Source organism: Mucilaginibacter aurantiaciroseus (assembly GCF_024055595.1).
Taxonomy (GTDB): domain Bacteria; phylum Bacteroidota; class Bacteroidia; order Sphingobacteriales; family Sphingobacteriaceae; genus Mucilaginibacter; species Mucilaginibacter aurantiaciroseus.
The window spans coordinates 971,724-984,691 of record NZ_JAMXOF010000001.1; the positions used below are offsets into that span (position 1 = coordinate 971,724).

General features: G+C 41.4%; 12 protein-coding genes. 9 read left to right on the forward strand and 3 right to left on the reverse strand.

Features of this window, described 5'->3' with window-relative positions; genetic code table 11:
- Positions 1–9 precede the first annotated feature (9 nt).
- Positions 10–960 (reverse strand): glycosyltransferase family 2 protein, encoded by a 951-nt coding sequence (locus NAF17_RS04480; protein WP_252756781.1) that lies wholly within the window; start codon positions 958–960, stop codon positions 10–12.
- Between the two features lie 141 nt (positions 961–1,101).
- On the opposite strand from NAF17_RS04480, the gene NAF17_RS04485 reads away from it, so the two are divergent.
- A complete protein-coding gene (locus NAF17_RS04485) occupies positions 1,102–2,097 on the forward strand; it encodes an energy transducer TonB (RefSeq protein ID WP_252756782.1) in 996 nt (331 codons plus the stop codon).
- Here NAF17_RS04485 and NAF17_RS04490 read toward each other — a convergent pair.
- Entirely contained in the window at positions 2,089–3,585 is a 1,497-nt protein-coding gene (locus tag NAF17_RS04490) for a malate:quinone oxidoreductase (protein ID WP_252756783.1), read from the reverse strand. The genes NAF17_RS04485 and NAF17_RS04490 overlap by 9 nt on opposite strands.
- Before the next feature lie 267 nt (positions 3,586–3,852).
- On the opposite strand from NAF17_RS04490, the gene NAF17_RS04495 reads away from it, so the two are divergent.
- On the forward strand, positions 3,853–4,374 hold the full coding sequence (locus NAF17_RS04495) for a hypothetical protein (protein ID WP_252756784.1): 522 nt from the start codon (positions 3,853–3,855) through the stop codon (positions 4,372–4,374).
- Between the two features lie 273 nt (positions 4,375–4,647).
- On the forward strand, positions 4,648–5,658 hold the full coding sequence (locus NAF17_RS04500) for a glutamine synthetase beta-grasp domain-containing protein (RefSeq protein ID WP_252756785.1): 1,011 nt from the start codon (positions 4,648–4,650) through the stop codon (positions 5,656–5,658).
- A 31-nt stretch (positions 5,659–5,689) separates the two neighbouring features.
- Here NAF17_RS04500 and NAF17_RS04505 read toward each other — a convergent pair whose 3' ends face one another.
- Positions 5,690–6,106 carry a gamma-glutamylcyclotransferase family protein gene (locus NAF17_RS04505; RefSeq protein WP_252756786.1) on the reverse strand — a complete coding sequence of 139 codons (417 nt, stop codon included), beginning with the start codon at positions 6,104–6,106 and terminating at the stop codon, positions 5,690–5,692.
- A 153-nt stretch (positions 6,107–6,259) separates the two neighbouring features.
- On the opposite strand from NAF17_RS04505, the gene NAF17_RS04510 reads away from it, so the two are divergent.
- The 6 genes from NAF17_RS04510 to moaA all read left to right on the forward strand — a co-directional run bounded on the left by NAF17_RS04510 (position 6,260) and on the right by moaA (position 12,959).
- Entirely contained in the window at positions 6,260–7,618 is a 1,359-nt protein-coding gene (locus NAF17_RS04510) for a glutamine synthetase family protein (protein ID WP_252756787.1), read from the forward strand.
- A gap of 53 nt (positions 7,619–7,671) precedes the next feature.
- The gene (locus tag NAF17_RS04515) at positions 7,672–8,706 is read left to right on the forward strand and encodes a hypothetical protein (RefSeq protein WP_252756788.1); all 1,035 of its coding nucleotides are present in this window, start codon (positions 7,672–7,674) and stop codon (positions 8,704–8,706) included.
- Positions 8,707–8,791: 85 nt separating this feature from the next.
- Positions 8,792–9,661, forward strand: a complete 870-nt coding sequence (locus NAF17_RS04520; RefSeq protein WP_252756789.1) for an HAD-IIA family hydrolase — start codon at positions 8,792–8,794, stop codon at positions 9,659–9,661.
- 9 nt (positions 9,662–9,670) lie between these two features.
- The gene (locus NAF17_RS04525; protein WP_252756790.1) at positions 9,671–10,717 is read left to right on the forward strand and encodes a glycoside hydrolase family 43 protein; all 1,047 of its coding nucleotides are present in this window, start codon (positions 9,671–9,673) and stop codon (positions 10,715–10,717) included.
- Between the two features lie 24 nt (positions 10,718–10,741).
- On the forward strand, positions 10,742–11,920 hold the full coding sequence (locus NAF17_RS04530; protein ID WP_252756791.1) for an aldose epimerase family protein: 1,179 nt from the start codon (positions 10,742–10,744) through the stop codon (positions 11,918–11,920).
- A gap of 49 nt (positions 11,921–11,969) precedes the next feature.
- Positions 11,970–12,959: a GTP 3',8-cyclase MoaA gene (gene moaA, locus NAF17_RS04535; RefSeq protein WP_252756792.1), complete on the forward strand. Its 990-nt coding sequence runs from the start codon at positions 11,970–11,972 to the stop codon at positions 12,957–12,959.
- Positions 12,960–12,968 lie beyond the last annotated feature (9 nt).

The following is a 12,968-nucleotide window of genomic DNA, read 5'->3' on the forward strand; positions in this document are numbered from 1 at the left end:
TTTGCATATCTAAATTGTGTCTTCTATTTGGTAATTGTTCCTGTCGTGTGAATTACGCGAAACCAGTTCAGCCACAAAACCTGTCAGGAATAGCTGCGAACCCAGTATCATAGCTACCAGCGCAATATAAAACAGCGGGTTTTCTGTAACGTTACGATAGGGTAATTTATGTGCTATCAGGTAAAGCTTTTCGCTCAGCATCCAAATGGTAATTACGATACCTGCGAAGAAGCTAAGCGTACCCATGGCGCCAAAAAAGTGCATAGGGCGCTTGCCAAACTTGCCTACAAAAAATATCGATAGCAGATCTAAAAAGCCGTTTATAAACCTCGTCCACCCAAATTTAGTTTTGCCGTATTTGCGGGCGCGGTGCTCTACCACTTGCTCGCCAATTTTGGTAAAGCCCGCCCATTTGGCTATTACAGGAATATAACGGTGCATCTCGCCGTAAACCTCAATGTTTTTTACCACAGCTTTGCGGTAGGCTTTAAGGCCACAATTAAAATCATGCAGGTTATCAATACCGCTCATTTTGCGGGTTGCAGCGTTAAAAAGCTTGGTAGGTATAGTTTTAGTTAACGGATCGTAACGTTTAGCTTTCCAGCCAGATACCAGGTCATATTTATCTTCGGTGATACGGCGATAAAGTACGGGGATCTCATCCGGGCTGTCCTGCAGGTCGGCATCCATGGTAATCACTACATCGCCATGGGCGGCCTCAAAGCCAATGTTTAAAGCGGCGGATTTACCATAATTACGCCTAAACTTAAAGGCTTTTATAAAAGGGCTGTTCGCTTTAAGTTTCACGATCATGTCCCACGATCCATCCTTACTGCCGTCGTCAACCAGGATAATTTCGTAGGTGTAATTATTATCGGCCATTACCCGGCTTATCCAGGAGGTAAGTTCGGGTAACGATTCTACTTCATCGTAAAGTGGTATTACTACTGATATATCCATTTATAGGGAAAGATGCCCGGGGTGCTCAAATCAGCCACCCGTTCTATCTGCAAAAATATAAAAAATAAGGAATGGTTTATGCGGAAATGGCAATGACATAATTATGTATTATATTAGCATTATAATAAAACCTTGTACTAAATGCTCAAAAACATACTTACTGTTATTTTACTTGCTTTAATTTCTTGCCCAATAATTGCTCAAGACATAAAAGAACAGGCTAAACCAGGTTCTGATTTTTATTATATGGTTAGCGATAATCAATTAGCAAAAGATTCAAAAGACGCCAAATTTATAAGGTTATATACCCGGGCCGATTCGGGTATGTTAAAGGTAGAGGAGTTTTATATGAACAATAAACCTAAACTTATAGGAAAAACGTTTGCTTTGGATATTGATTTCAGGCCGGGATTGCAAGGTTATTGTATAGAATACTATATGAACGGGAAAAGGAAGAGTATTAACAATTATAATAAAGGACAATTAGTTGGTGAAGGTATAACTTATTATCCTAGTGGTACTATGTACAATATAACCGAAAAAAATAAGAACGGCATGTACCTAAAATCCTGTTTAGATTCTACAGGTAAAATCCTTGCCGAAAACGGAAATGGAATTTGGTTCAAAACGAAAAATGATAGTGTAAAGATTTTTTTAGTTGGACCTGTAATTAATGGGAAAGAGGATGGAGTTTGGGAAAAACATATTTCAGATACTACTTACACTATAGTTTACAAAAAAGGAGAAATCACTTCTGGCAAAGAGTTTATAAATAACAAAGATCCTTTTGCACATATTATAGCAGATCCGCAATTTCCGGGGGGAGAAGAAAAGTTTTTTAAATTTCTTGCCTCCACAATTAAATACCCCTCGATCGATCGCGAACAAAAAAATTCAGGTAAAGTGATTTTAGCATTTGCTATTGACAAAGACGGTAGTGTTAAGGATGCGAAAATAATTAGAGGAGTGAGTGCGACCATTGATGCCGAAGTTATGCGAGCGATAAAACGTTCCCCGAAGTGGAAACCAGGCACAAAAGATGGGCGTTTTGACAAAGCACTCGTAAGTATTCCAGTAAGTTTTGATACTTCAACAGGTAGCAGTATTATATTGGGTAATCAGCAAAACTTAAACTAACCCCAACACTCTACTTGTACGCGTCCTTGTAGCATCAGCCAAAGCTTCATCATTAGTTAACGATTGCCCGTAGGATGGGATCATCTTCTTAAACGTAGCCTGCCATTCGGCTGTTTGGGCTTTGTCTTTAAAACAACGGGTTATCAACTCAACCATAATGGGTACTGATGTTGATGCACCCGGCGATGCACCCAAAAGGGCTGAGATGCTGCCATCTGCGGCAGTAACCACCTCTGTACCAAATTCGAGTACGCCTGTACGTTTAACATCTTTTTTAATGATTTGTACACGCTGGCCTGCAATGTCTAAAGTCCAGTCCTGGTCTTTAGCTCCCGGGAAATATTCCTGTAAAGCTTTAAGCCTGTCGGTGGGAGATTGCAGTACCTGGCTTATAAGGTATTTAGTCAATGCCATATTATCGCGTCCTACAGCCAGCAATGGCAATATATTATTTAATTTGATAGATCTGAACAGATCAAGCAACGAACCCTTTTTTAAGAAGCGGGTTGAAAAACCTGCATAAGGGCCAAAAAGTAAAGACTTTTTACCGTCTATCATCCTCGTATCCAAGTGCGGTACCGACATTGGCGGCGAACCTACCGATGCCTTACCATATACTTTTGCATCGTGTTGTTTGATAATCTCAGGATTGGTACAAACCAGCCATTGCCCGCTTACCGGGAAGCCGCCAAAACCCTTACTCTCCGGTATGCCCGATTTTTGTAGCAGGGGCAAGGCGCCACCACCTGCACCCACAAATATAAATTTGGCGTTCAGTTTGCGTTTGTTACCGCTTACACGGTCGCTCACTTTTACCTGCCAGGTGTTATCTTTATTACGTTTAATATCGTCAACGTCGTGGTTAAGGCTTAAAGTAACGCCGGGCTTTAGTTGCAGTTTGCTAATTAAGCTGCGGGTTAGCGAGCCAAAGTTAACATCGGTGCCAATATCCATAAACGTGGCTGATACATTATGGCCTCCGTCGCGGCCATCCATTATAAGCGGAGCCCATTTTTTTATTTGTGCATGGTCTTCTGAATATTGCATGCCTTTAAAAAAATGGTGTTGCACTAATGCATCACGGCGTTTTTTAAGGTAATCAACATTATCATCGCCCCAAACAAAACTCATATGTGGTATTTTGCTGATGAAGCTTTGTGGCGAATCTACATAGCCATTCTCAATCAAAAACGACCAAAACTCTTTGGTGATCTCAAATTGCTCGGCTATTTTAATGGCTTTAACAATCTCTATCGAGCCGTCATTACGTTGAGGGGTGTAGTTTAATTCGCAAAATGCAGAGTGCCCTGTGCCGGCATTGTTCATCGCGTCAGAACTTTCGGCGGCAACGGTGTCAAGTCGTTCAAATATCTCTATTGTAAGATCTGGCTGCAGCTGTTTAAGCATTACTCCAAGTGTTGCGCTCATAATGCCCGCGCCAACCAAAACTACATCAACCGTTGTGTTATAAAATTTGCCGTTATTCATATTACTATTGAATGCTAAAGATACATTCAAATAAATTATTTGATAGGTTATACCTCTTGTAAACTGATTAAATGATATAAAGTTTACACTCTTTGCAATGGAGTCGCGACATTGCGGTGTAATTACTACATGAAATTCAAAAGGCAATTTTACTAAAATTTATATAAAAAGCGTCATGATGCAGGCAGGTTTTTGTAACTGCCTGTAATACTTTAGTATAACACAAATTAAGGCCGGGCTTGTTGTAGCAATACAATTATAATATGTATGAAAAAGCTAAGCTTGCAATTATTAGTACCTGTAATTATTATTCTTATGGCATCGTGCCAAAACAATAAGCCTAAGCCAACGTCGGCAGATGGTAAAACTGCTGTAACCATAAATGGTAAAAAAGACAGCGTACTTAATAACCCCGAAAAGAACTACGGTAACGCCACCGTTGCCGAGCCTTGCGTAAAGTGCTTAATAAAGGTTATACAAACCACTCCGGATTATAAAAAGATAGTCGCCAATAAAGCGACTGATAAAATAAGTTATGTGGTTAATTGGGATAATGGGGGCAAGGCAAATGATCGTATTAATACCAAACACACCCCAATAAACAGCCTTAAAATAGATGTTGTTGAAAATACAACTGTAAAAAACAAATTGGCGTCGTTTAATTATAATAATAAACTCTCAAAACTATCTTTTATGTCTGATGATACCGTAATTGACGAAAAAATTAGCGAGCCAGACCTTAAAACAATAAGAAATAAATGTTTTTGGGGTGTGGCATCAAGTAAATAGTAAAATTATTCTAAAAAGCGGCTCAATCAATAAATTGGTTGCGCCGCTTTTGTTTTATGTGTGATTATTATGTACGCATAACTTATTAGTGTTACTAAATGATGGTCTCATAATGGATTTCTGAATATTTTAAGTGATTTATTGTCAATATTTATAAAATTTATAAATATTGCTATGAAATTTATAAAAATAATTTAAATTCGCACTGTAAACTATAACTCATCTTATAGGTAACTAATATTTAAACTTAAAAATTACAAATTAATCATTAAAATGGCAACTAAACTTGAGTACATCTGGCTTGATGGCTACAAACCAACCCAAAGCCTGCGTAGTAAAACAAAAATTGTTAAATCTTTTAGCGGTAAAGTAGAAGATTTAGAGAACTGGAGCTTTGATGGATCGTCAACTGAGCAAGCACCGGGTGGTTCTTCAGATTGTATTTTAAAGCCGGTATTTACTTGTCCGGATCCACAGCGTAAAGATGCACACCTTGTAATGTGCGAAGTTTTGGATTCGAAAGGACAACCACACGAGTCAAATGGCCGTGCGCTTATCCAGGATGATGATAACGATTTTTGGTTTGGTTTTGAGCAGGAGTACTTTTTATGGGACCCTGAAACCAACAAACCACTTGGTTTCCCTAAAGGTGGTTACCCCGGCCCGCAAGGCCCTTACTACTGTTCGGTAGGTGCTAACAATGCTTACGGCCGCGATATTGTTGAAGAACACTTAGACGCTTGTTTAGAAGCAGGCTTAAACGTTGAAGGTATTAACGCTGAGGTTGCTGCAGGCCAATGGGAATTCCAGATATTCGCTAAAGGCGCTAAAGAAGCTGGTGACCAAATTTGGGTTGCACGTTATTTATTAGAAAGAATTGGCGAAAGCTACGGCGTGTCAATCAACTGGCATTGCAAACCGTTAGGTGAATTAGACTGGAACGGCTCTGGTATGCATGCTAACTTCTCAAACACTATCTTACGTACTGCAAACAGCAAAGAAACCTTTACCGCTATCTGCGAAGCTTTCCGCCCTGCAGTTGCTGAGTGTGTTGCCGTATATGGTGCTTACAACGAGTTACGTTTAACCGGAAAACACGAAACAGCTTCGATTAACGATTTTAGCTACGGTGTTTCTGATCGTGGTGCATCAATCCGTATACCATTGTATACTGTAGATCACAACTGGAGTGGTTATTTAGAAGATCGTCGCCCTAACTCGGCTGCAGATCCATACAAAGTAGCAGCGGTTATCATCAAAACTGTAAAAACAGCAAAAGTTTAATACCCTATACTTCTTTACAAGTCCCCCGTGTTTAATTACCGGGGGATTTTTTTTGTGCCGTAAATTCGGCATAGTTGCCGGATGTAATCAATGGCAAACCATCAACCGGCAGATTGTATAGGTAGATCCAGGTATCAACAATGCCGTCGGCGGTTTCAACAGATCTTATTTTGCGGATATATAAATTCGGCTGCTCCTGATCTGGCCCAACACCTTCGTAATCATCTATTACGAAAAGGTTTTGTTTAGTATGATGAAGTTTGTAGATGTGGCCATAAACGTAATTTTGAGCATTGTCGCTGATGATTAACCCCGGATATTCACCAATATCATAAAGTATACCTTTTATTTTACCGCGTAACAGGTAGGTGCAGTTTAGGTTAAGGTAACCAGCAATTGGGTTGCCGGGTTGTATCAGGGTACCGTAAACGAATAGCAAATCAATCATGCTTTAAAGATAAAACTCTTTGAAAATTTAAGCACTAAGAGCACAAAGTTTTCATGAAGAAATACAAAGCATCAATTCTCTTTGAACTTTGTGTTTTTTCTTTGTGTCCTCTGTGGTTAAATAATCTTAAATTGGCATTTTATACTACTTATCATGAACACTGAACAGGTTATTACTTATATCAAAGAGAACAATATCCAAAAAGTAAAATTCGCGTTTGCAGATATCGACGGCATTTTGCGGGGCAAGGTTATCAGCACGCAAAAGTTTTTAGAAGGTTTGCAGGGTGGTTACGGCTTTTGCGATGTGGTTTTTGGATGGGATAGCAGCGATGTTACCTACGATAATGTGGAACTTACCGGTTGGCATAGCGGCTACCCGGATAAACAATGTTATATAGACCTGTCAACCATGCGCAATGTGCCATGGGAGGATAACATCCCGTTCTTTTTGGCAGATTATACCGGGCCAAAAGGTGATGCATTAACGGCATGCCCCCGCAGTTTGTTAAAGCAAATTGTTAAGCAATGCGATGATATGGGTTACCATGCCGAGTTTGCACAAGAGTTTGAGTGGTTTAATTTTAGGGAGACCCCGCAATCGTTACAGCAAAAAGGATTTGCCAATATGGAGCCATTGTCGCCGGGGATGTTTGGTTACTCTACATTACGTACCTCACAAAACAGCGCCTTTTATTACGATCTGTTTAATTTACTCACGCAATTTAATATCCCGATAGAAGGCATCCATACCGAAACAGGGCCCGGAGTTTACGAAGCCGCCATTATGCACTCCGAAACTTTGGACGCCGCAGATAAAGCCGTATTGTTCAAAACCGCTGTTAAAGAAATTGCCTACAAACATGGCATCACCGCCACATTTATGGCCAAATGGAACCAGGAACTGCCCGGTTGCAGCGGCCACATCCATCAAAGCCTGTGGACTAAAGATCAAAGCGACAACCTGTTCTGCGATGGTAACGATGTAAATAAAATGAGCGAACTGCATAAGCAATATTTGGCCGGTCAGCTTTATTGTATGCCGCATTTATTGCCAATGTATGCGCCAACCATCAATAGCTACAAACGCCTTGTAGAAGGTGCCTGGGCGCCAACTACAATTACGTGGGGAGTAGATAACCGCACAACCGCCTTACGCGTTATCAATACATCAAAAGCCCATACCCGTTTAGAAACCCGCATTCCGGGATCGGACACGAACCCATATCTTGCTATCGCGGCCGCTTTAGCATCTGGTTTATATGGTATAAAAAACAAAATGAAGCTGGATGTTGCCGCAACTGTAGGCAGCGGTTATCAAAACAAAACTAACGGCAGCCTGCATGCCAACCTTTTGGATGCCGCTACCGCCATGCAAAATTCATCTGTTGCAAAAGAACTCTTCGGTGAAGGCTTTGTACAACACTTTACCCAAACCCGCCTTTGGGAGCACCGCCAATACGCTAAAAGTGTAAGCGACTGGGAATTGAAAAGGTATTTTGAATCTATCTGATTGCGTTTTTGTACTTAATTAGGTAACTATGCAATTATAAACCAATCCCGGTAATGGACTTTCATCTCATTATAAGATCTGCCTGGGCAGATTACGACGCTTCTAAAACCATCAGAGATATTGAGGATATCAGCGCGATGGTATCTACCAATCATGTGTATCGTATTACCTTTGATGACGAGGATATTATCATTGCCAAACTTTCATTCTTTGGTAAGTTTGAGCATTTTAAGGAAGATCACCGCATCATTCAGTCCCTGTCAAACAATCTGCTTTACCCGTTCGAGAACCTGCTCTCTAAGTCATTACTTAAGAATAACCGCGTTTATGTATATCGCTATAAACAAGGTAAAAACGACGCATGGGTAGTGTTTTACAACCCAACCAGGATCATGGACAGCATGCCCCGCCGCTTAGATGAGGATATGATCAAAAAGCTGGGCTCGCAGTTGGGTAAATTCCATAAGGCTTGTTCAAGGATCAAAAACGTGTTGCCAAAATCATCCAAAACCCTGCGTACAGATATTTACGATTTGCAACGCCAATTGGAGAAAGACGAACGCAAGTTTGGCTCGCGTATGCAGGTTGATTTGCTGAAATACCATTGCGAACAATTTTTAAAGAACAGGTCGCGCTATAATATGAGCTCATTTGAGATCATCCCGGTATTTATCGACTGGAATATTGGCAACTTCTCGGTAACGCCCGATCTGGACCTTTATTCGCGATGGGATTATGATTGGTTCAGGATGAGTTACCGCTTGCTCGATTTCTACTTTTTTAGTCGCGTGGTATCTGATGCAGGCGACCGAACCGTATTCAGTTATGTAATTGGCCCAATGATGGAGGATCGGTTTATCACCTTCCTGAAAGAGTATCACAAAGTAAACCCCGTTACTGCCGATGAGATCCGTTTCCTGAAAGAGGCCTACCGTTTCTTTATTTTGAACTATGTGATAAAAGATGGCAAGTACTTTTTTAACGAACAATACGCCAAAAAGCTACAAGCCGAGGCCATGGAAATTTACCTGCCATCGGTTGATCGCGACTTTGACGCGGAAGTAATAATTAAAGCATTAAATTTATAGTGAGTGGTTGATTAGGTTAAATAGTGAGTAGTTGCCGCTTAAAACCAATCAACATAATTTAACTCAATCAACCAATAACTAAACTATGAAACGCATTGAGGATTTTAAATCGATAATAGACCGTTACGAAATTATATTTTTCGATGCGTTTGGTGTGCTTAAAACCCACAGCGGCCTGGTGCCCGGCATTGAGCGTACGTTTGAATACCTGGAGCAGCAAAAGAAGGAGTATTATATTGTTACCAATGATGCATCGCGCAGCCCGGAGCAATTGGCACAGTCCTATCATGATAAAGGTTTGTACGCCATTACATCCAACAGGATCATTTCATCGGGCCAGTTAACTAAAGAGTATCTGGAGCTTAAAGTTAACGATGGTTACGTCGCTTATTTAGGCACTTTAGAATCTGCGCACTACATTGAAAGCGCGGGGTTAAAAACCCTGCCTGTTAGGGATGTAAACAGTACTAATATCGATAAAGTTAATGCCTTGATATTTATGGACGATGAAGGTTTCGACTGGTTCGAAGATTTGAATAAAACCGTTAACCTGCTGCGTAAACGAACCATACCAGCTATTGTTGCCAATACCGATTATGCGTACCCCGTTTCAAAAACCGATGTAGGCATCGCCATTGGCGGTTTGGCGCAAATGATTGAAACCATAGTGGGCAAAAAGTTCATCCGTTTTGGTAAGCCCGATTCGCAAATGTTTATGTTTGCTTATGACCTGATCCGCGAGTACCGCACCATCAGCAAAAAGCAGATCGTAATGGTAGGCGATACTCTGCAAACCGATATTATGGGTGGCAATAAATTTGGGCTGGATACTGTATTGGTTCTTACTGGTAATACCCAGGCAACCGAATACGAGAACCGGATTGAGGCCACCGGCATTATACCAACTTATATTTGTGATAGCGCCGTATTAGGCCCGGATGCTTTGGCGCTATAAATTATACCTATGAAAAAGCTTTTTTTAAATATTTTGTTTGCATTGTTGCTGGTGTTTGTAATGCCGGCTTTAGCACAGCAGAAAATATTTATTAACCCCTTGAAATCATCGGGTCCTGACCCATGGGTGATATATAAAGGCGGATATTATTACTACACCAATTCATCGCAAGATAGCCTGGTGCTTTGGAAAACCAAAAATATGGCCGATTTAAAATCTGCCTGGAAGAAAACTGTTTGGAAACCACCCGTTGGTACACAATATTCAAAAGAACTTTGGGCACCCGAACTGCACTTTTTAAATGGCAAATGGTACATGTATTTTGCTGCCGATGATGGAGACAATAACCATCACCGTATGTATGTGATAGAAAACAGCTCTGCCGACCCGCTAGAAGGCGAGTGGACATTTAAAGGTAAAGTAGGCGACGATACTGATAAATGGGCGATAGATGGCTCGATATTTACCCATAAAGGCCAGTTGTACATGATATGGGCCGGATGGGAAGGTGATTACAACGGTCAGCAGGATATTTATATTGCCAAGCTAAAAAATCCATGGACGATTGATGGTAAACGAGCAAAGATCTCCAGTCCGCTATACGATTGGGAGAAGAATGGCGATTTAGGCAAAAATAGTAACCCGCCACATGTAAATGTAAACGAAGGGCCGGAAGTGCTTAAACATGGTAATAAACTATTCCTGATATACTCGGCAAGTGGCTGCTGGACAGATTTTTACGCGCTTGGAATGTTAACTGCATCTGCCAATAGCGATCTGATGGATGTACGGTCGTGGAAAAAATCGACAAAACCTGTTTTCAAAAGTTCTGTTAAGAATGGTGTGTACGCGCCGGGTCATAATTCGTTCTTTAAATCGCCGGATGGGACGGAGGATTGGATCATATACCATGCAAATGCAAAACCGGGGCAGGGCTGCGGAGGTTTCCGTTCTCCAAGGATGCAAAAATTCACCTGGAATAAAGATGGTTCGCCAAAATTTGGTGAGCCGGTAAAGGAAAGTATGGTATTAGCCATACCATCGCAACGCAAATAACGATAATCGACTATTATAAATATTATGCGAAACACATTTAATAAACCAACATTGGCACTTGCACTTGCAGGGAGCATGCTATTTGCAGCCTGTGACCATTCTGCCAAAAAAACCACATCAACCATGACCGATAGTACCACAACTACACCAAAATTACCAACTGCATCCGCCTTTGAGAAAACCATTAACGGTAAACAAACACACTTGTACATTCTTAAAAATAAAAATGGGGTAGAGGCAGCAGTAACCAACTATGGTGGCCGTATCGTAAGCCTGTTGGTGCCAAATAAATATGGCAAACTAACCGATGTGGTTTTAGGTTTTGAAAGTATAGACGGTTTTATCGGTTCAAAAGAACCTTATTACGGCGCAACCATTGGCCGTTACGGCAACCGCATTGCCAAAGGTAAATTTAAACTGGATGGCAAAGAGTATACTTTGGCTACCAATAATGGACCTAATACCTTACATGGCGGCCACCCGGGTTTCCAGGAAGTGGTATGGGATGCTAAGCAGATAGACAGCGCAACTTTAGAATTGAGCTACCTTGCAAAAGACATGGAAGGTGGTTTCCCCGGTAACCTAAATGTTAAAGTTACTTATCAGATAACGGATGATAACGCTATGAAAGTGAGCTACTCGGCAACCACTGATAAAAGCACAGTTGTTAACCTAACCAATCATGCGTTCTTTAATTTGAACGGAGAAGGTAGCGGTACTATCTTAGATCATACCATGCAAATAGCAGCTGATAATTATACCCCGGTGGATAGCACGCTGATCCCTACAGGTAAGATAGAAGCGGTAGCGGGCACACCATTCGATTTTACAAATGCAACTAAAATTGGTGCGCGTATCAATACCGATAATGTGCAACTCAAAGATGGCAAAGGATACGACCATAACTTTGTATTGAGCAAACATGATATCAGCACGCCTATAGCGACGGTAGTTGGTGATAAAAGCGGTATTAAAATGGAAGTATTTACCGAAGAGCCTGCCATACAGTTTTATAGCGGTAACTTTATGCAAAGCCAAAACGTGATGAAAGGCGGCAAGAAAGATGATTTCCGTACTTCATTTGCTTTGGAAACACAACACTATCCGGATTCGCCAAACCAGCCGACATTCCCTTCAACAGAATTAAGGCCGGGGCAGACATACAAAACCCAATCTATCTACAAATTTTCTGTTGTAAAATAATTTACAAAAGAGGTGCGACAATAGTGCCTCTTTTGCGTTTAATTAGCAAATGCTTTTAGATAACCACGGACGAAAGATCAATTACCTGCGGCTGGCCGTTACCGACCGCTGCAATTTGCGCTGCTTTTATTGCATGCCCGAGGAAGGATTAAACTGGTTATCGCGCAAGGAGTTGATGACCTACGAGGAAATGCTGCAGGTATGCTCCTTACTGGTTAAAATGGGCATTGAGAAGATCCGCATTACCGGTGGCGAGCCATTTGTGCGTAAGGATATTATGCAGCTGCTAACGGCGCTTTCAAAACTGGATGGGCTAAAAGAACTTAGCCTAACCACTAATGGCGTTTTAACCGCCCCGCATGTAGCTGAATTAAAAGCGATAGGTGTGCGGTCGGTAAACTTAAGTTTGGACACGCTGGATGCCAACCGCTTTTTTGCCATTACCCGCCGCGACGAATTTGCCAGTGTGATGCAAACTATGGATGCGTTGTTAGCGCACGATATAGAGGTAAAGATAAACGCCGTGGTCATGGCCGGCAAGAATACGCAGGATATTATCCCGCTGGTGCGGTTAACTAAAGATTTGCCGGTAAGCGTTCGCTTTATCGAAGAAATGCCCTTTAACGGAGACGGGCACAGCCACAGCGGCATTGTTTGGGATTATGTAAGGATCTTTAATGAGATCCGTCAAACCTTCCCGGAGATTCAAAAGATTCCCGACCCTCAGTTTTCAACATCATATAATTACCAGGTATTGGGACATCAAGGTAGTGTAGGTATCATTGCCGCCTATTCGCGAACGTTTTGCGGCACTTGTAACCGCATCCGCATCACACCGCAGGGTACACTTAAGAATTGTTTGTACGATGATGGCGTACTGAATATAAAAGACCTGATGCGTTTGGGTATGGATGATATTAAATTGGAAGCGACGTTAAGGCAAGCTTTTAACGTACGCGAGAAAGATGGTTGGGAGGCTGACCTTAAACGTTTAGAAAACCCGAACTTCCACGAATCAATGGCTACTATAGGCGGATAACATAATCAA

Coding starts and splice junctions, on each gene's coding strand:
- NAF17_RS04480 (WP_252756781.1), bottom strand. CDS start 960: ATGGATATATCAGTAGTAATACCACTTTACGATGAAGTAGAATCGTTA.
- NAF17_RS04485 (WP_252756782.1), top strand. CDS start 1,102: ATGCTCAAAAACATACTTACTGTTATTTTACTTGCTTTAATTTCTTGC.
- NAF17_RS04490 (WP_252756783.1), bottom strand. CDS start 3,585: ATGAATAACGGCAAATTTTATAACACAACGGTTGATGTAGTTTTGGTT.
- NAF17_RS04495 (WP_252756784.1), top strand. CDS start 3,853: ATGAAAAAGCTAAGCTTGCAATTATTAGTACCTGTAATTATTATTCTT.
- NAF17_RS04500 (WP_252756785.1), top strand. CDS start 4,648: ATGGCAACTAAACTTGAGTACATCTGGCTTGATGGCTACAAACCAACC.
- NAF17_RS04505 (WP_252756786.1), bottom strand. CDS start 6,106: ATGATTGATTTGCTATTCGTTTACGGTACCCTGATACAACCCGGCAAC.
- NAF17_RS04510 (WP_252756787.1), top strand. CDS start 6,260: ATGAACACTGAACAGGTTATTACTTATATCAAAGAGAACAATATCCAA.
- NAF17_RS04515 (WP_252756788.1), top strand. CDS start 7,672: ATGGACTTTCATCTCATTATAAGATCTGCCTGGGCAGATTACGACGCT.
- NAF17_RS04520 (WP_252756789.1), top strand. CDS start 8,792: ATGAAACGCATTGAGGATTTTAAATCGATAATAGACCGTTACGAAATT.
- NAF17_RS04525 (WP_252756790.1), top strand. CDS start 9,671: ATGAAAAAGCTTTTTTTAAATATTTTGTTTGCATTGTTGCTGGTGTTT.
- NAF17_RS04530 (WP_252756791.1), top strand. CDS start 10,742: ATGCGAAACACATTTAATAAACCAACATTGGCACTTGCACTTGCAGGG.
- moaA (WP_252756792.1), top strand. CDS start 11,970: ATGCTTTTAGATAACCACGGACGAAAGATCAATTACCTGCGGCTGGCC.